16 protein-coding genes are annotated in these 19000 nt (G+C 64.2%); 12 read left to right on the top strand and 4 right to left on the bottom strand.

What is annotated here, in order from left to right:
• The first annotated feature begins 35 nt into the window (after window positions 1-35).
• The 4 genes from AC1TPF_RS14290 (at window position 36) to bphC (ending at window position 4859) form a co-directional block, all read left to right on the top strand.
• Window positions 36-911, top strand: coding sequence for an alpha/beta fold hydrolase (locus tag AC1TPF_RS14290; protein ID WP_482137979.1), 876 nt, complete (start codon window positions 36-38; stop codon window positions 909-911).
• Window positions 912-937: 26 nt separating this feature from the next.
• On the top strand, window positions 938-2638 hold the full coding sequence (locus tag AC1TPF_RS14285; RefSeq protein ID WP_482144714.1) for an FAD-binding protein: 1701 nt from the start codon (window positions 938-940) through the stop codon (window positions 2636-2638).
• 90 nt (window positions 2639-2728) lie between these two features.
• Window positions 2729-3907 (top strand): acyl-CoA dehydrogenase family protein, encoded by a 1179-nt coding sequence (locus tag AC1TPF_RS14280; RefSeq protein ID WP_482137982.1) that lies wholly within the window; start codon window positions 2729-2731, stop codon window positions 3905-3907.
• 25 nt (window positions 3908-3932) lie between these two features.
• The gene (gene bphC / locus AC1TPF_RS14275) at window positions 3933-4859 is read left to right on the top strand and encodes a biphenyl-2,3-diol 1,2-dioxygenase (RefSeq protein WP_482137984.1); all 927 of its coding nucleotides are present in this window, start codon (window positions 3933-3935) and stop codon (window positions 4857-4859) included.
• A gap of 194 nt (window positions 4860-5053) precedes the next feature.
• On the opposite strand, the gene AC1TPF_RS14270 is transcribed toward bphC, so the two are convergent.
• The 3 genes from AC1TPF_RS14270 to AC1TPF_RS14260 are packed head-to-tail and all read right to left on the bottom strand — an operon-like array spanning window position 5054 to window position 7303.
• Window positions 5054-5842: an SDR family NAD(P)-dependent oxidoreductase gene (locus tag AC1TPF_RS14270; protein ID WP_482137986.1), complete on the bottom strand. Its 789-nt coding sequence runs from the start codon at window positions 5840-5842 to the stop codon at window positions 5054-5056.
• 56 nt (window positions 5843-5898) lie between these two features.
• The gene (locus AC1TPF_RS14265; RefSeq protein WP_482137988.1) at window positions 5899-6162 is read right to left on the bottom strand and encodes a hypothetical protein; all 264 of its coding nucleotides are present in this window, start codon (window positions 6160-6162) and stop codon (window positions 5899-5901) included.
• Window positions 6140-7303 (bottom strand): 3-ketosteroid-9-alpha-monooxygenase, oxygenase component, encoded by a 1164-nt coding sequence (locus AC1TPF_RS14260; protein ID WP_482137990.1) that lies wholly within the window; start codon window positions 7301-7303, stop codon window positions 6140-6142. Before AC1TPF_RS14260 ends, AC1TPF_RS14265 begins: the two co-directional genes overlap by 23 nt.
• 185 nt (window positions 7304-7488) lie before the next feature.
• On the opposite strand from AC1TPF_RS14260, the gene hsaA reads away from it, so the two are divergent.
• Complete coding sequence (hsaA, locus tag AC1TPF_RS14255; protein ID WP_482144500.1) at window positions 7489-8655, top strand: 3-hydroxy-9,10-secoandrosta-1,3,5(10)-triene-9,17-dione monooxygenase oxygenase subunit; 1167 nt, start codon at window positions 7489-7491, stop codon at window positions 8653-8655.
• Window positions 8656-8664: 9 nt separating this feature from the next.
• Here hsaA and AC1TPF_RS14250 read toward each other — a convergent pair whose 3' ends face one another.
• A complete protein-coding gene (locus tag AC1TPF_RS14250; RefSeq protein ID WP_482144499.1) occupies window positions 8665-10203 on the bottom strand; it encodes an FAD-dependent oxidoreductase in 1539 nt (512 codons plus the stop codon).
• Window positions 10204-10364: 161 nt separating this feature from the next.
• Here AC1TPF_RS14250 and AC1TPF_RS14245 point away from each other — a divergent pair, with 161 nt between their 5' ends.
• The 7 genes from AC1TPF_RS14245 (at window position 10365) to AC1TPF_RS14215 (ending at window position 18848) form a co-directional block, all read left to right on the top strand.
• Window positions 10365-11006 (top strand): TetR/AcrR family transcriptional regulator, encoded by a 642-nt coding sequence (locus AC1TPF_RS14245; protein WP_482144498.1) that lies wholly within the window; start codon window positions 10365-10367, stop codon window positions 11004-11006.
• A 273-nt stretch (window positions 11007-11279) separates the two neighbouring features.
• Entirely contained in the window at window positions 11280-12443 is a 1164-nt protein-coding gene (locus AC1TPF_RS14240; protein ID WP_482144497.1) for a steroid 3-ketoacyl-CoA thiolase, read from the top strand.
• An 83-nt stretch (window positions 12444-12526) separates the two neighbouring features.
• Complete coding sequence (locus AC1TPF_RS14235) at window positions 12527-14728, top strand: acyl-CoA dehydrogenase family protein (RefSeq protein WP_482144496.1); 2202 nt, start codon at window positions 12527-12529, stop codon at window positions 14726-14728.
• Between the two features lie 22 nt (window positions 14729-14750).
• On the top strand, window positions 14751-15620 hold the full coding sequence (locus AC1TPF_RS14230; RefSeq protein WP_482144495.1) for a MaoC/PaaZ C-terminal domain-containing protein: 870 nt from the start codon (window positions 14751-14753) through the stop codon (window positions 15618-15620).
• The gene (locus AC1TPF_RS14225; protein ID WP_482138004.1) at window positions 15617-16273 is read left to right on the top strand and encodes a PaaI family thioesterase; all 657 of its coding nucleotides are present in this window, start codon (window positions 15617-15619) and stop codon (window positions 16271-16273) included. The genes AC1TPF_RS14230 and AC1TPF_RS14225 overlap by 4 nt, the downstream gene beginning before the upstream one ends.
• 24 nt (window positions 16274-16297) lie before the next feature.
• Window positions 16298-17086, top strand: a complete 789-nt coding sequence (locus AC1TPF_RS14220; protein ID WP_482138006.1) for an SDR family NAD(P)-dependent oxidoreductase — start codon at window positions 16298-16300, stop codon at window positions 17084-17086.
• Window positions 17087-17636: 550 nt separating this feature from the next.
• Window positions 17637-18848 carry an HNH endonuclease gene (locus tag AC1TPF_RS14215; RefSeq protein WP_482144494.1) on the top strand — a complete coding sequence of 404 codons (1212 nt, stop codon included), beginning with the start codon at window positions 17637-17639 and terminating at the stop codon, window positions 18846-18848.
• Window positions 18849-19000 lie beyond the last annotated feature (152 nt).

Below are 19000 nucleotides of genomic sequence, written 5' to 3'. Positions count from 1 at the left end.
TGTGAGCGGCGTTACGTTCTGGCAACGTCTCTTTCATGACCACAGACGTGAGTTACGAGGGCACTCGGAGGGAGCTCCAGTCGAGTCTCGGGGTGCTGCGGTATCACGAGGCCGGAGACGGTCCTCCGCTGTTGCTGCTCCATGGATCCGGCCCAGGTGTCACAGGATGGCGCAACTATCGTGGTGTGCTCGCCGATCTGGCTGAGCACTTCCGTTGTCTCGTACTGGAATTCCCGGGCTTCGGCGTGAGTGACCCGGGCGACGGGCATCCGATGGTGATGGCGCAAGCGGCCGTTGGCCATTTTCTCGATGGTCTCGGACTCGGCGCGGTCGACATGATCGGCAACTCGATGGGTGGCATCATCGCGACCAAGGTCGCGCTCGATGAGCCGCAGCGGGTCAGCAAGCTTGTCACGATCGGCGGCATGGGGAAGAACGTCTTTTCGTCGGGCCCCAGCGAAGGCATCAAACTGCTGATGGAGTTCACCGACAACCCCACCCGCGACGGTCTCGTCCGCTGGTTGCTGTCGATGGTCCACGACCCGGCACTGGTGACTCCGGAACTGATCGAGGAACGGTGGGCCCTCGCGACCGAACCGACCACCCTCGAGATCGCGCGGCGGATGTACAGCAGCAAGGCATTCGGCGCGAGCATGGCCGCTGCCGCCGCCTCTGATGCGACGCCGTACTGGGCGCGGCTGGCCAAGATCACCGCGCCGACGCTGCTCACCTGGGGTCGCGACGACCGGGTCAGCCCCGTCGACATGGCCATGCTGCCGATGCGCGACATCCCCAACGCCGAACTCCACGTATTCCCCAAGTGTGGGCACTGGACGATGATCGAGGCCCGCGAGGCCTGGCTCAGCGCAGTGCTGGCATTCCTCACCCGTACAGACAGGACACCACGATGACGGACAACCGGATGACGGACAACCGGATGACGGACGACCGCAACACAGCCGGGGATTTCGACCATCTGGTGGACTTCCTCATCGTCGGCAGCGGCGGCGGAGGGATGGCCGCCGGCATCACTGCTGCCCACCGCGGTCTCGACACCCTCATCATCGACAAAGGCCGCAAGTACGGTGGTTCAACCGCGATCTCCGGTGGCGGGATCTGGATCCCCAACGCCCCGACGTTGCGCGCCAAAGGTGCGGTGGACAGCCGTAGTTCGATCCGTCGCTACCTCGACGTGATCACCGAGGGGAAGGTTCCCGCGGATCGTCTCGACGCCTTCGTAGACAAGGGTCCGGAGCTGATGGAACTGCTCGAGGCGAGCCCCCACATGAAGCTGTACTGGGTCAAGGGCTATTCCGACTACCATCCCGAGCTCGAAGGGGGTAGCGCACTGGGACGCACCATCGAGTGCAAGCCGTTCGACACCCGGGCGCTGAAAGAAGACGAGAAGTTCCAGCGTCCGAACAGCATGAAGGGCCCAATGGGTCTGTGGGTGACCTCGAAGGATTACCACGATCTGGCCATGGTCAAGCGGACATGGGCAGGGCGTAGGGCATCGCTCGTCGCGGCTTGGCGCGTGTCGTCCAACGTCATCCGGCGTCGGCACATGGCAACCGGTGGCCGCGCGCTGGTCGCGCGGATGCGAATGGTGCTCAAGGACGCCGGTGTTCCGTTGTGGCTCAAGACGTCCATGACGGAGCTGATCACCGACGACCGCGGCACCGTCATCGGCGTGGTCGTCGATCGTGATGGCCAGACAGTCCGCATCGGGGCCCGCAAGGGTGTGCTGCTGGCGACCGGCGGATTCGACCACAACGAGGAAATGCGCGCCAAGTACTTGCCGGAGAACGGTGCACCCGACATCAGTGCGGGAGCCAGGGAGAACACGGGCGACGGCATCATCGCCGGCCAGCGCCTCGGTGCCGCCGTCGACCTGATGGACGACGCCTGGTGGATGCCGTCGGTGTTCCACCCTATGGGTGCGGTCATCCCACTGGTGTCCGAGCGCTGCATTCCCGCCTCGGTCATCGTCAACAGCACCGGCCGTCGGTTCACCAACGAATCGGGACCGTACGTCAACTTCGTTCACGATCAGCTCGACGGCGGCCACGTACCTGCCTGGTTCATCATGGACACCAAGGCCAAGAATCGGTACCCGTTCGCCCAGGTGCTGCCGAATGTGCCTTTCCCGCAGGGTTTCTATGACTCCGGTGTCATCCACAAGGCCGATACGCTGACCGAACTCGCCAAGGCAGTGGGGATTCCGGCCGAGGAACTGACGAAGACCATCGAGCGGTTCAACGGATTTGCCCGTACCGGTAAGGACGAGGACTTCGCCCGCGGCGATAGCGCCTACGACCGGTACTACGGTGACCCGACCATGAAGAACCCGAACCTCGACGAGATCGTCAAGGGTCCGTTCTATGCGATCCGTTGCGAAGCGGGCGATCTGGGGACCAAGGGTGGTCTGGTGTGTGACGCGGACAGCCGGGTGCTTCGGGAAGACGGCAGCGTCATCAACGGTCTGTACGCCACCGGCAACACGTCCGCCTCGGTGATGGGCAACGAGTACGCAGGTGCCGGAGCAACCATCGGTCCGTCGATGGTGTTCGGATACATCGCGGCCCAGCACGTGGCCGAGGCAGAGCGCAACAGCGCCGTAGACGTGGCGGCCGGCTGATACGCGAGTTCGCGTACCGACGAAGTCCCCACTGACACAACCATTGCCCAGGCGTTAGCCGGGGTACTGAACAAGAAAGCCGAGAAGACCATGGGCCAGGTTCTGGACAACATTCAGCAGTTCGCCGAGGAGATCCGCGCCGAGGGCGCCGAGGGCGACAGGCTGATGCAGCTGTCGGATACCGCGGCGAAGCGCTTGCGTGACTCCGGTGTGATCCGCATGCTGCAGCCGAAAGAGTACGGCGGCTTCGAGTCGCATCCGCGTGAGTTCGCCGAGACCGCAATGGGTATCGGCGCCATGGATGGCGCAACCGGCTGGGTGAGCGGCATCGTCGGGGTACATCCCTGGGAACTGGCCTTTTTCGATCGCAAGGCGCAAGACGAGGTCTGGGGCGAGGATCCCGACATGTGGATGGCCTCGCCGTACGCGCCGATGGGTGTGGCGAAGCCGGTCGACGGTGGCTACATCCTCAATGGTCGCTGGTCGTTCTCGTCGGGTACCGATCACTGCGGCTGGGTCATGATCGGTGCCACCGTCGGCGACCAGGACGGCAAGCCGTTGATGCCGCCGCAGCATCTGCATGTGCTGCTGCCGCGGGCGGACTATGACATCGATCAGGACAGCTGGAACGTGGTCGGGTTGCGCGGCACCGGCAGCAAGGACCTGATCGTCAAGGACGCGTACATCCCGACCTACCGCACCCTTTCGGCCAAGAAGGTCTTCGACGGTTCGGCGCCAAAGGAGTTCGGGCGCACCCAGTCGCTGTACAACTTCCCGTTCTCGTGCATTTTCCCGCTCGGCATCACCTCGTCGCTGATCGGTATCGCCGAAGGTGCGCTGGCCTGCCACATCAACGCTCAGCGTGAGCGGGTCACGGTGTCGGGCACAGCGATCAAAGAAGATCCCTACGTGCTCTTCGCCATCGGTGAGGCAGCGGCGGAGATCGCGGCATCTCGGGCGGCGGTCCTCGACACCGTCGACCGGTTCTGGGACATGACCGAAAAGGGTCAGGAGATCTCGTTCGAACTGCGGGCCATCGGCCGTCGCAGTCAGGTCAGCGCGGCCTGGCGTGCGGTGCGGGCCGTCGACGAGATCTTTGCGCGCTCCGGCGGCGGAGCCCTGCAGCTCGGGACCCCGATGCAGCGGTTCTGGCGCGATGCCCACGCCGGTCTGGCGCACGCCATCCACGTGCCGGGTTCGATCTACCACGCCTCGGCGCTGACCCAGATGGGCGGCGAACCACAGGGCGCCCAACGTTCGATGATCTAGTGCCGCACCACCGAAAGGTTCTTCCATGACTGACATCCGAGCACTCGGATACCTCCGGGTTCAGACCTGCGATATCGACCGCTGGCGCGAACTCACCGTCGATGGCCTTGGCATGTCGATCGGCTCGGGTCCCGAACCCGACGGTCTCTACCTGCGGCTCGATGAACGGCGCGCCCGCATCATCGTGTTGCCAGGCGAGAGCGACAAGGCGCTGGCCATCGGCTGGGAGGTGCGTGACCAGTTTGCGCTGCAGCGTGTGCGCGAAGCGGTCGAGAAGTCCGGGATCGCGGTCGAGACCCTCTCGGAGGAGGAGTCGCGTTACCGTGACGCCGAGCAGGTCATCGCATTCGACGACCCGAGCGGAACGCGGACGGAGATCTTCTTCGGCGCCGTGCTCGACCATAGCCCGGTGGTCACGCCGCACGGCGGCCGATTCGTCACGGGTACAGAAGGTCTCGGCCACGCGGTGCTTCCCACATCGGCGTTCGACGAGACCTACGCCTTCTACACCGAGGTTCTCGGATTCCTGCCGCGTGGTGCCATCCGACTCGGTGGTCCCGACGCACCCGGCCCGGCCCGTCGCGTGCGGTTCCTTGGCGTCAACCAGCGTCACCACAGCCTCGCGCTGTGCCCGGCGCCGGCGAGCCAGGATCCCGGCATGGTGCACCTGATGGTCGAGGTCGACACCCTCGACGCGGTCGGTCAGGCCCTCGATCGGATCAACAAGCTCGGCTTCAGCCTGTCCTCGACGCTCGGCCGCCACACGAACGACAAGATGGTCTCGTTCTACGTGCGCGCACCCGGTGGCTGGGACATCGAGTTCGGCACCGAGGGCATGCTGGTCGACGAAAGCTATTACACGGCAGAAGAAATCACTGCCGACAGCTACTGGGGCCACGACTGGTCCGGATCAGAACCGCTGGCAGCATTCATGCCACCGGCGAAGGGCTGATCGGCGGCACAGACAGACACAGGTGGCCGGAGATCGCGGGTGAACAACCTTGCGGTCTCCGGCCACTTTTGCGTGTCAGGGCAATCAGCCCCTCGGGTGTTGGATTCGCATGGATCCACCATGCTCCAGAAACAGGTCTGCCCGACTCGTCGTCAGACGAGCCGGGCAGAACCGCGGGAGGTACGGCGTCGAAGTCAGCGACCGAGTAGCTTGCGCATACTTTCGGCGGCGCCCTTGACAAGCTTGGCGCGAGGGAAACCGTTGCGTTTCTGAGCGGCCTCGTAGTTGCCGCCCGCAACCCACAGGGGACCGTCAGCGAGGTGTTCGAGTCCCTCGCGCGCAACATCTTCGGGCTCGGCGACGTTCATGCCGGGGATGTCGAAGTTCAACCCGGCCCGAGCCATGGCAGGGGTCCGGGTGACACCCAGTACGAGTTCGACCACGTGCACACCGAACGGTTCGAGTTCGAGCCACAGACTCTCGGCGAAGATGCGGCCGAAGGCCTTTGACGCAGCGTAGATGCTCTGATGTTCGGCACCCATGTAGCCCGACAGTGAACCCAGCAGCATGATGCCGCCGCGCCCACGGTCTTTCATCTTTGCGCCGAAATGGTGCGAGAGGGTCAGCTGCGAGGTGACGTTCAGGTCGATCACGCCCTGGAAGCCGGCCAGATCGCCGGTGACGAACTCGTGGCCGTAGCTGTTGGCCCCGGCGTTGAAGATCAACAGCCCGACCTCGACGTCATCGGTTGCCTGACGGATCTGGTCGAAGGCGTCGGTGGCCAGAAGATCGAGTTCCAGGGTACGGACCTCGACCCCATTGGAACGCGCGTGCTGAGCGGTTTCCTCGAGGGGACCGGGCTTCCGGGCGATCAGCACCAGGTTGATACCCGCCTTGCTCAGTTCGTCGGCGAACGACGCGCCGACACCTTCGGAACCGCCGGCGATCACCGCCCACGGACCGTAGTAACTCTTGTCGATCAAGACATGCTCCTTCAAAATCTGCGTTGCCGGGCAATTCTCGCGTGCCGGCGGACTATTCAGTGCAACGAACCGAGCGGCCGAACCGGTGTGGTGTCGAGTATCGCAACCGAACCTGCGCGCGCGCCGGCTTCGATCGCCTCGGTCAGGAAGTGGCACCGTTCGCGCGGAGCGCCGGACCGGCGGGCTGCGCCGGTCTGGTCACCGGAGAAATCCCGGCATGCACTGCGGGCGGCGGGGTTCCACTGCACCGAGGTGTGTTCCCAACTGTTCTTCTCGACCAGGACCTCGGCTGCGCACTCAGTGCACTGCAACGGCTGCATCGGTGCCTGCGGCGTTTCGTTCGAGATTTGCTGCCACTTCCTTCTTCCACGACTCGACCGCACGGGTCGTGTCGAGTTCGAACTCGAAGCGTTCGGTCATCTCCGGTGTCACGTCGGCGATATCGACGTAGAACTGGTCGTACCAGCGGCGGAGCTGGTAGACGGGTCCGTCTTCTTCGCAGAGCAGCGGGTTCTCGATGCGGGTCTTGTTCTTCCAGATCTCGATGTCCTGCTCGAAACCCTTGGCGATGAAGACGCCGAAGTTCTTGGCCATCTCGTCGGCGGCGTCGCCCTCGAGGTGGCTCGACTTCTTGACGATCATGCCGTACTGCAACACGAACTTGTCGGCGCTGACCGGGTAGTGGCAGTTGATCAGGACCGACTCGACGTCGTGATCCTCGTACTGGTACACCAGGTCGTCGACCATGAAGGAGGGGCCGAAATATGTTGCTTCCGAACGGCTCCCCAGCATGCGGGGCTGACCGGCGGCGTGCGGGCGCATGTCTTCACGGGCCTGGCCGCGCATGAACTGGCTGGCGACGTGACCCTCGAAGACGTTCTTGAAGAACGTCGGGAACGAGTAGTGCACGTAGAAGAAGTGCGCCATGTCGACGATGTTGTCGACCACCTCGCGGCAGTTGGTGTCGACCTCGATCCGGTACCAGACCCAGTCCGACCACTCGTCGCTGAGCGCGCCCTCGATGCGGGGGATGGTGACATCGGCCGGCGGGGGATTGCCCTCGGGATCGTGCCAGACGAACAGCATGCCGTCCTGGTCGAGCACCTTCCACGACCGCGTCTTCGCCACGGGAGGGACCCGGCGCGCGTACGGGATGTTCTTGCAGCGGCCGTTTGCACCCCAACGCCAATCGTGGAACGGGCAGGCCACCTCGTCGCCCTTGATGGTGCCCTGGCTCAGGTCACCGCCCATGTGACGGCAGAACGCATCGAGGATGGCCAGCTCGCCGTCGCTGTTGGCGAACACCACCAGCTTGGTGTCGAAAGCCTGGACCGGATGCGGCTTGCCGTCCCGGAAGGAATCGGAGAGGCCGAGGCAATGCCAGCCTCGGGCGAAACGCGCGGGCGGGGTCCCGGTCTCGATTTCGCGGATCTCGACTGATTCGGACTGCGGTGTGGTCACGATGCGTCCGTCCTTTCCATGGAGAGTGTGGCTGCAGAGCTGCTGCGAACAAACGCTAGGTGATCGCGCACACATCCAGAGCCCATGTCCCACTAACCGAGACCTACCGCCCCGACCATTCGGTGGATGGCACCGGCCTACCATCACGAGGACGGCCCGCAACGCACCGATGGAGTTTTTTGACGATGACCAACGAGGTCCTGCACAAAGTTCGTAACTTGCTGCCCACGATCGCCGATCGGGCGCGTGAAGTCGACGAATCGCGACATGTGCCGGCCGAGGCCATCGCCGACCTGCAGCAGGCCGGAGTGTTGAAGATGTTGCAGCCCAAACGTTATGGCGGGACAGAAGGCGATCCCGTCGAGTTCTACGAGGTCGTCCGAGCCATTGCGGGGGCCTGCGGATCCACCGGATGGGTGGCGTCGGTGCTTGGGGTTCATCCGTGGCACCTGGCGCTGTTCGATCAGCAGGCCCAGGACGACGTATGGGGCGAGAATCAGTCGGAGCTGCTGTCGTCGGCCTATGCACCGGTTGGCAAACTCACGCCGGTCGACGGCGGATTCGAACTCGCCGGGAATTGGAGGTTCTCCTCGGGCTGCGAACATGCATCGTGGGCGTTGCTCGGTGCGTTGGTGTTCGGTGCCGAGGGAAGGCCGGTCGATTTCATGACCGTGCTCGTGCCGCGGGGCGACTACAGCATCCAGGATGTGTGGGACGTGGTCGGGATGCGCGGTACGGCCAGCAACGAAATCACCGTCACGAAGGCGTTTGTGCCCGAACACCGCACCATCAGGAACTATGAGACCGCGCAACTTCGCGGTCGTGGACAGAAGGTCAACACCGGGCCGCTGTACCGGCTGCCTTTTGCGACGATCTTCACCTCTGCCGTCGCAGCACCGATCGTGGGTGTGGTGGCCGGATGTCATGAGTCATATCTGACGACGATGCGCGAGCGGGTGCGGCTCAGCCTCGGCGGTGGCCGGTTCGCCGAGGATCAGTCCGCACAGGTGGCCGTGGCCCGGGCGGCTTCGGAGATCGATGCGGCGATCCTGCAGATGGATCGCAACGTCCGGGATATGTGGAATCTGGCCCGGGCCGGCGAAGATCTGCCGATGTGGATGCGGTTGCGGGCCCGCCGGGACCAGGTCCGGGCCACCGAACGCTCAGTCGAAGCCATCGACCTGTTGTTCAAGACGGCAGGCGGCAACTCTCTGACCCGGGGAAATCCGATCGAACGGGCGTGGCGTGATGCCCACGCGGGCAGTGTCCATGTCGCGAACGAACCCGAACGCGCCCTGGCCTTGTACGGCCGGGGAGCGTTCGGGTTGACGGTCGAAGACAATCTCGTCTAGCGCACGCCGCTAGCCGATCATGTCCAAGACGGCGCGATACGCGAACGTCATTGCGGTACCGAGCGGGACACCGGGGCCGGGGTAGAACCGGCCACTGAGCGACGCACTGGTGTTGCCTGCCGCGTAGAGACCATCGATCGCGGTGTCGTCCTTGCGCAGCACCCGGGCGTCGGCGTCGGTGCGGACACCGCCCTTGGTGCCCAGATCGCTCAGGATGATGCGGGCCGCGTAGTACGGACCGGTTGCGAGCGGTCGCAGCGCGGCGTTCGGCCGGTCGTCGCTCGGTCGGCAGAAGAATGCGTCGTAGGGGTCTTCGCCGCGGTGGAAATCGTCGTCGATGCCGCGCTTGGCTGCGTCGTTGAATCCGTCGACGGTGTGGCGCAGCGTCTCGGCCGGCACGCCGATCTTCTCGGCGAGCTCCTCGATGGTGTCCGCACGCACCCACGTTCCGGCGTCGAGATGCTCGTCGGCCGAGACCTCGGGGATCACGATCGCGGGGAGGACCGGGCCGCCTTCGATCGAGTCGAAGACCAGATACGACGGAATGGCCGAGTCGGCACCACGAGCGATCATCGCCCGGCCGAATTGGTCGTAGGGCAGGGACTCGTTGAGGTACCGATGGCCGGACGAGTCGACCAGGAGGCCGCCGCGGACACCGACCATGAACGCGCCGGATCCATCGGGCAACTCGACGCCCGGGCACCACCAGGCCTCGTCGAGCAGCGCGGTGTCGGCGCCGACCTCGACCGATGCCCGGATCAGGTCGCCGGTGTTGGCGCCTTGCGGGCCCATGCTCCATTGCGCCCGGCCGGGGGTGTGGTTGGCCTCGCGCAGTTCGGCGCTGCCTTCGATACCGCCTGCAGCCAGGAGGACTCCACGCTTCGCGTGGATGCGAAGGATCTCGCCATCGGTGGTCTCGGCCTCGACACCCACGACCCGGTCACCTTCGATCAGGATCCGCCGAGCGGATGTATTGGTGCGCAGATCCGCGTGGCCGGTGCCCTGCAACGCCAGCAGCAGGCGGCCGATGAGGGCGCGTCCGGCGATGAGGGTCGTGTCCGGATGCTTCTGTCCGGCGCGGTCGATGTGCGGTTCGGGCCGGACCAGCTCCCGGAGGTCGCCGATCTGGTCGCTGCGCAGGGCGACGGGATTGATCGAGCGGCCCGATTCCATCCGTCCCGGCGCCTTGTAGTAGTCGGGAAACGCCTGGTACACGAACTCGATGTTCGGATCGCGTTCGAGGAAATCGACCACTGCCGGGGCAGTCGTCACGTATGCCTCCTGGCGCTCGAGTTCGTTGTCGCCGACGACGGCTCGCAGATACGTTCGTGCCTTGTCCGTCGAGTCATCGAGTCCGGCGCGCTCTTGGACAACGGTCCCGGGCAACCAGACCGATGCGCCCGAATACGACGACGTACCGCCGAAAAGACCGGTCTTTTCCAACACGATCGTGTCCAAGCCGTTGGCTGCCGCGGTATATGCGCCGGTCAGGGCTCCACCGCCGGATCCCACAACGAGCACGTCGCATTGAATGGTCCAGTCCTGCATCGTCATTCCTCCATGTGGTCGAGTCGGTGTCCCACGCAAGCGCATTCCGGCTTTGGACACGCCGGATATCCCACTGAGTGGGCAGAATGCGGTCGTTTCCTAGTCTGGTGGGACAGTCAGATATCCAGATCGCACGACAGCGCACGATGAGGAGTTTGGACGTGCCCAGAATCGCCGAGGCGCGAGACGCTGCGGAACCCAGTTCCGACCATCAGCGGGCCCGCCATGTCCGGATACTCGAGGCCGCAGCGGAGTTGGCGAACGAAAAAGAGTTCGCACGCGTCCAGATGCAGGAAGTGGCAAAACGTGCCGGCGTGGCGATCGGTACGTTGTACCGGTATTTCCCCTCGAAGACTCACCTTTTCGTGGCCGTGATGGTCGAGCAGATCGAGCAGATCAACGAGAATCTGGAGCAGCGCCCACCGGTCGCGGACGGCGGCAAGGACACCATCTACGAGGTACTCGTCCGGGCGACGCGGGGTCTGCTTCGCAGGCCGGCGCTGTCGACGGCGATCATCCAGTCGACCAGCACCGCCAACGCGGCGACCGTGCCCGATGCCGGCAAAGTCGATCGTCTGTTCCACGAGATCGTGATGTCGGCGGCCGGGATCGAGGATCCCACCGAGGACGACCACACCGCGATCCGGCTGTTGATGCAGTTGTGGCTGGGAGTGATCCAGTCGTGCCTGAACGGCCGCATCTCCGTCCCCGACGCGGAATCAGATATCCGCACCGCGTGTGACCTCCTGCTGGCGCGGATGTCACCCAGCGATCACGCCCGGACCTCGCACAACGATTTCTGACTGGAATACGTTCCGTTCCAAGGCTCCCTCGACTTCTGTCGAGCGTGCCGTGATCGGTCGTCGTCCTTGTCGAAATCGCCGTTGCGAGTGCTCAAATTCGGTTGAGCGTGCCCAAATTGCCGTTGAGCGTGCCGAAGTCGTCGACCGTCCAGTCTAAGTTTTTTTGATACACCGAAATCCGCCGTGGAACATTGCTCGGCGTCAATAAATAGAATACATTCTAGAAATACCCCCCGGGCGCCTGAACTTCTCGCGCCATTCGAAGGAGCGAACATGAGCAATGTCGTCATCGTGGAAGCAGCGCGCACACCGATCGGCCGTCGCCGCGGAGCATTGTCCGGCCTGCATCCGGCCGTCTTGCTGGGCGCAGCCCAACAGGCCGTGCTCGACCGGACGGGCCTGCCGGCATCCGATGTCGGACAACTGGTCGGTGGCTGTGTCACCCAGGCAGGCGAGCAGTCCAACAACGTCACGCGGCAGGCCTGGTTGCATGCCGGACTGCCCTACACCACGGCCGCGACCACGATCGACTGCGCATGTGGCTCCTCGCAGCAGGCCGTGCACATGGTTGCCGGCCTGATCGCGTCCGGTCAGATCGACGCCGGCATCGGTTGTGGTGTCGAGGTGATGAGCCGGGTGTTCCTCGGTCAGGCCAACGCCCCCGGTACCGGGAATCCGTATCCGGCTGACTGGACCATCGACATGGGTGATCAGTTCACGTCGGCCGAACGCATCGCCGAGCGCCGCGGCATCAAGCGCGGTGACGTCGACGCGTTCGGTCTGCAGTCGCAGCTCCGCGCGGCTGCGGCCTGGGCCGAGGGTCGTTTCGACCGCGAGATCGTGCCCGTGCAGGCACCCGTTGTCGACAAAGAGGGCACGCCCAGTGGTGAAATCGCCACGGTGACCCGCGACGGCGGACTGCGCGACACCACCGCCGAAGGACTGGCCGCGCTGAAGCCGGTCATCGAAAACGGCATGCACACGGCAGGCAACTCCTCGCAGGTCAGCGACGGTGCGGCGGCGGTGTTGCTGATGAGCGAGGAGAAGGCGGCCCAGGCAGGCCTGCGTCCCCGTGCGCGCATCGTCTCCTCGGCGATGGTCGGCTCCGACCCGTACTACCACCTCGACGGACCAATCGACTCCACCCGGATGGTGCTCGAGCGCAGCGGAATGTCGTTGGGCGACATCGACATCGTCGAGATCAATGAGGCCTTCGCCTCTGTTGTCCTGTCGTGGGCGCAGGTCCACGAGGCCGACATGTCGAAGGTCAACGTCAACGGTGGAGCCATCGCGCTCGGCCACCCGGTCGGTTCGACCGGCTCGCGGCTGATCACCAGCGCGCTGCACGAACTGGAACGCAGCGACAAGTCGACCGCGCTGATCACGATGTGCGCAGGCGGTGCGTTGTCGACCGCGACCATCATCGAACGCATCTGACACCCGAAACCACGAGTCCGACAGCGGCATGAACAACAGCGGCGTGAAGAACAGCGGCATGAACAACATGGGAATTGAACAACATGGGAATTGAACTCACTGACGACGACCGCGAACTGCGTGATTCGGTACGGGGATGGGCCGCGCGTCACGCGACCCCGACCGTGATCCGGAATGCGGTGGAAGCCAAAACCGAACTGCGCCCCAGCTATTGGTCGTCGTTGGCCGAACTCGGCATGCTCGGACTTCACCTGCCGGAGGAATTCGGTGGTGCCGGTGTCGGACTGGTCGAACTCGCCATCGTCACCGAGGAACTCGGGCGCTCGATGGTGCCCGGACCGTTCCTGCCGACCGCTGTTGTCTCGACGGTTCTGCACGAGGCCGGCCGGACCACCGAACTCGCGCGGTTGGCCGACGGCTCGCTGTTCGGAGCCGTTGCGTTGCAACCCGGTTCGCTGCGGTTGATCCGTGACAACGGCACGGTGAGGTTGTCCGGAACCTCCAGCCACATTCTCGGGGGACAGGTTGGTGACCTCTTCCTGCTGGCAGTCGACGACGACGGTTCCCTGGCCTATGTTGTGGTGCCCCGCGACCGCCTCGACCTCACCGACCTGCCGAGCCACGATCTCGTTCGTCGCAACGCCGAGGCCACGGTCGACGGCCTCAAGTTGTCTGACGCAGATGTACTCGGTCTCAATTCGCAGCGTGTCCTCGACATCGCGGCGACCCTGCTGTCGGCCGAAGCCGCGGGTCTGGCCGACTGGGCCACCACGACCGCGGCCGACTATGCCCGTGTCCGGCAGCAATTCGGCCGGGTCATCGGTCAGTTCCAGGGCGTCAAGCACAAGGCCGCGCGCATGCTCGGGCTGACCGAACAGGCGCGGGTGACGGCGTGGGACGCCGCGCGTGCGATGGGACCGAACACCGATCGCGTCGAGGCCTCCCTGGCCGCGGCTGTTGCCGGCGCGGTTGCGCCCGAGGCCGCGTTCACGGTCACCAAGGACTGCATTCAGATTCTCGGTGGTATCGGCTACACGTGGGAACACGACGCGCATCTGTATATGCGTCGCGCGCAAACGCTTCGAATCATGTTGGGTTCGACCGCCACCTGGCGTCGTCGGGTCGCCGCCCTCACCATCGACGGTGCGCGCCGTGTCCTTGGCGTCGATCTTCCGCCGGAGGCCGAACAGATTCGCGCTGAGATCCGGGCCGAACTTGCCGGTGCGGTGGCGCTCGACGATGCCGAACGTAAGGTGTTCCTGGCTGACAAGGGTTATACGGCACCACATCTGGCCGCCCCATGGGGCAAGGGTGCCGATGCCATCACCCAGCTGGTCATCGCCGACGAACTGCGGGCCGCCGATCTCGAGCCGCACGACATGATCATCGGCAACTGGGTGGTTCCCACCTTGATCGCCCACGGCAGTGACGAGCAGCTGCAGCGGTTCCTTCCGCCGTCACTGCGCGGTGACATCATCTGGTGCCAGTTGTTCTCCGAGCCCGGTGCGGGTTCGGACCTGGCCGGACTGAGCACCAAGGCCACCAAGGTCGACGGCGGCTGGAAGCTGCAGGGCCAGAAGGTGTGGACCTCGATGGCGCGCGTTGCCCACTGGGGCATCTGCCTGGCGCGCACCGACGGTGACGTCGCAAAACACAAGGGTCTCTCGTACTTCCTCATCGACATCAGGAACAGTGAAGGCCTCGATATCCGGCCGTTGCGGGAGATCACCGGCGAATCACTGTTCAACGAAGTCTTTTTCGACGACGTGTTCGTGCCCGACGAGTTCCTGGTCGGACAGCCCGGTGACGGGTGGAAGCTGGCCCGCACCACACTGGCCAACGAACGTGTCTCACTGTCCAACGACTCGTCACTGGGCTCCGGCGGCGAAGCGCTGCTCGATCTGGCGGCAACGGTGCCCGGTGGCCTGGACGCCGAGCAGATGACAGTCCTGGGAAAGGTGTTGTGCGACGCGCAGACCGGCGGTTTGATGGGTCTACGGACCACGCTGCGGTCGCTCGCCGGCGGTCAGCCGGGAGCAGAGTCGTCGATCGCGAAGCTACTCGGTGTCGAGCACATCCAGCAGGTGTGGGAGGTTGCGATGGAGTGGGCCGGCCCGTCCTCGCTCCTGACCGGGCAGGATCGGTGGTCCCACACCCAGCAGTTCCTCAACTCTCAAAACCTCTCGATTGCCGGTGGTACCACCAACGTTCAGCTGAACATCATCGGTGAGCGGATCCTGGGCCTGCCCCGCGATCCGGAACCGGTGAAACCAGTGCGGGCATGACCACTACGAAGGAGTCCTAGCCGTGGGTATCGACCTGAACGTGGCATTGTCCGCCGAGCCGACCGTCCGCGACGTGTCCTGGACCGAGCGAGACGTCCTGCTCTATCACCTGGGCCTCGGTGCGGGTGTGAACAATCTGGATCCGGCCGAGTTGGCCTGGGCGTACGAAAAGAAGCTGCGTGTGGTCCCGACCTTCGCAATGGTTGCCGGACAGGGTATTTCGGCCGGCGCGATCGCAGCGCCGGGGATGAATCTGCCGGGCATCGACATCGACCTGCGCAAGATCCTGCACGGCGGACAGTCGCTGCAACTGCACGCACCCATCCCGGTGTCCGGCACCGCACAGATCGCATCGCGCGTTTCCGATGTGTGGGACAAGGGCAAGGCGGCGGTGATCGTGCTCGAACAGGCGGCCACCGGCCCCGACGGAAACCCGCTGTGGACCAGTTCGATGCAGATCTGGGCCCGCGGCGAAGGCGGATTCGGGGGACCGGCCGGCCCAGATGCGGTGACAGCGATCCCCGATCGGGAACCGGATAAAGTACTCGTTTCCGCGACCACCGCGCAACAGGCGTTGGTATACCGGCTCAGTGGCGACATGAATCCGTTGCATGCCGATCCGGCGTTTGCGAAGATGGCCGGTTTCGACCAGCCGATCCTGCACGGACTGGCGTCGTACGGCGTCGTCTGCAAGGCCGTGATCGATGGTGTCCTCGACGGTGATCCCGCAGTGGTGCAGTCCTATTCGGTGCGATTCGCCGGATCGCTGTACCCGGGGGAGACCATCGAGACCTCCGTCTGGCGCGAAGACAACCAGTTGATCTTGCAGGCCGTCTGCGTCGAACGCGACCAGCAGCCGATCCTCACCCACGCCACGATGGAGATCCGATGAGCCAGGATTCAAACGAGCATCCGACTGTCGGGAACGCGCCGGACGGCATCGTCCTCACATCCATGCCGGGCGAGGAGCCTGTGGATCGGGCCACCGCTGCGGCGCGCCGCGTGGTGGACGCGCTGCTCCGTACCGATCGGGCAAACGCCAACCTCGACCGCGTCACCGAGGAGTTGAACAGCATTGCCGAGCACCTCGAAGAACACGCACCCGAGGTCGCCGTCCGGCTGATCGACATGTGGCGTGGAGAAGGTGTCACCGGCCACGACCCGGTCACCGGTCCCAAGAACGCCATCGCACCACCGCTGACGCTGGTCGGCCGAGATGAAGGCCATGTCGAAGGTGTGGTGAGTTTGACGTTCCCCTATCAAGGCCCACCCGGCCATGTCCACGGTGGCGTGGCGGCGATGTTGCTCGATCACACGCTCGGTGTGGCCAACGCCTGGGCCGGTCGTAGTGGTGCCACCGCACAACTCAATGTGCGGTATCACGCGCCGACGCCGCTGTTCGAGCCACTGACGATACGTGGCCGGTTGATGACGGAGGACGGCAAGAAGATCACGACCGTTGGCGACATCCGCACCGCGGACGGCACGGTCTGTGTCTCGGTTGAGGCATTGTTCATCGACAAGACGGTTCCCCGCCCGCGCTAGGCGGGAACCGGCGAAGGAGACTTCATGGCCAAGTTGGACGGCAGGGTGGCTGTGGTCACCGGAGCCGGTATGGGTATCGGTCGAGGTATGGCCGGGGCGTTTGCCCGCGAGGGCGCCTCGGTTGTCGTCGCCGAGATCGACACTGCTGCAGGCGAACAGACTGCCGCGTGGTTGCGCGACGAGTGGGGTGTTGCCGCGGAGTTCGTTCGCACCGACGTCACCGACAAGGCTCAGGTCCTGGCCATGGTGGACGTGGCGGTGGAGCGTTTCGGCAGGCTCGACATCTTGGTCAACAACGCCTGGCGTGGCTCCGGCTACGCGCGCTTGGAGAACATGACCGATGAGCAGCTGCGTGGCGGTTTCGACATGGCGGTGATGGCGGCCTTCTGGGCGATGCAAAAGGCCCTGCCGGAGTTGCAGAAGCACGGCACCGGGCGCGTCATCAACCTGTGCTCGCTCAACGGTGTCAACGCGCATATGTACTCGGTGCAGTACAACGCGGCCAAGGAAGCCCTGCGTAGCCTGACCCGGACAGCGGCCCGGGAGTGGGCGCCACATCAGGTGTGCTGCAACGTGATCTGTCCAGGCGCACAGAGCGAAGCCTACAAGCGGGTGGTCGAGGCCAACCCCCAGATGGCCGCCGGCATGGCTGCGGAGAACCCCATGGGCCGCATCGGTGATCCGCTCGACGACATCGGTCCCGTTGCTGTCTTCCTGGCGAGCGACGACAGCCGGTATCTGACCGGCAACACACTCTTCGTCGACGGTGGTGCCCACATCAACGGCGTCCAATGGGCGCCTGCTGTCGACTAGTCGTACACATCGAACAAAAGCACACGCTCCAGTCATAAGCACACGTCGTAACGTGTGCAGATGACTGGAGCGTGTGCTTTTGTCGTCAGACCGTGATCGAGCGGCGCATCATCTTGCCGGTTGCGTTGCGGGGCAACGGATGCTCGGTGATCCTCGCGGAGTGCCCCGGGTGGGTGCCCGCTGGGACACACGTGACTGCATGCGAATGGATGCCTATGCGACTGTCCGGGGTGACGCGATTCAGGTGTTGCCGGCCACCACTTGGAAGCACCCAACCAGTTGGCGCAGGGCAGGGGCGAATCGACATCGGTTGCTGCAGTTTGTGCACCCTCGACGGTTCGGCCCTTCATCGGGAAGATGTGAGATGTTTCGTCATGCTATCGAAATAGTATGTGGCAGAACAGGATTCATTCAGCAATTCATTGCGAACATCTGTTCGAGAAGGTAGTCTGGAGCCAGTCGACCACAAGCATCACGTATCTGACGCCTTCCCCGCAGAGACACTCCGGTCGACCTTCCGGCTTGACCCTGCTTTGGAAGGTGCTGTGCTATGCGAGTTCTCGAACTGGTCGATTCCCTGATTGATCTGGTGCTACCCGATGGTCCCGGCGGCGTTCTAGGCACGGCGAAGGATCTGATTACCCTACGTAACGTCGCCGAGCATCAACTAGCGGTGTGCGCCGCGGTGATCGACGGGTCGGGTATCGCCCGTAAGGAGGGGTCGACCACGTCTAAGTTGTTGCAGGCCAATGGTGCGGCACCGGTATCGGCGTATCGGTGGTTGCGCGTCGGACCGGGCCTCGCCGGTCTGGATCGTACTGCCGGGTATTCGAGGGACGGGTTTCTGTCGTCCGAGCATGTCGATGCGGTGGTCAAAGGTGTCGCGCATGTCCTCGGGCGGTCCGACGATCCGATCACCGCTGAGCAGCAGATCGAGTTCGAACGGAAACTGTTGAACCACGTTATCTCCGGAGCACCACCGGCAGAGATCAGCGCGGCGGCCCGAGCGCTGGGGAATGAGGTGGCGAAGGACACGGGTGGTCCGCCGCCTGCGGAGGATCGGTCGCTGAACAGTCTCGAATACAAAGTTCACGAGGGCCGTTGTGTCGGCACATTCGATCTTGATGCGGTGATCGGGGAGAAGTTGCACTCGGCGTTGGACCTGTGGTCCAGGGCGCGTCCTGAACCTGACGGCTCCGATGATCCGCGTTCTCCGACCCAGCGTCGCGCTGATGCGTTGCATCAACTATTGGATTGTGGTGGTGGTGGGCAAATATTGGTGTCGGCGCCGCGGACCGAGGTGATGGTCACCGTGCCCGCCGATCATCCCGAGGCTGCCACTTTGCCGTGGATGGGTCCGGTCACCGAGGCGACTGCCGCGATGTTGGCGTGTGATTCGTCGATCACCTCGATCACCCTTGATGGGCAGCAGGTTCCGGTCGATTTGAGTCCGCCGAAGCGTTTGTTCGCCGGGCTGGTGCGAAAAGCGATCATCATCCGCGACACCTGCTGTGTGAAATGCGGCGGACATGCCAGTTGGTCGGACTGCCACCACATCGTGCACTTCGTCGACGGCGGCCCGACCACGTTGGAGAACGGCTGCCTGTTGTGTCGCACCTGCCATATGGCGGTTCACAACACTGATTGGGACGTGATCATGGGCTCCGACGGGCACCCGTGGCTGATCCCGCCCGCGGGTATCGATCCGCAGCGAAAACCCTTACCGGCCTACAACAGGCGAACCCTCGCCCTCGCCGCCTGAACCAACTTCACTACCGTCACCACGCGCCACCACCAGCGCACCCGAGATTGTGTCGGGACCGCGCACGCATCTTTGACAACTACACAGTGTGATCGACCGTTGTGTCGGCGCCCGGACATGCCAGGCGCCGACACAACGGTGGCCGGTCTTGG

Source organism: Williamsia sp. Y853 (genome assembly GCF_056786495.1).
The sequence above is the reverse complement of the archived record's forward strand: the minus strand, read 5'-3'. Positions and strand labels throughout refer to the sequence as shown.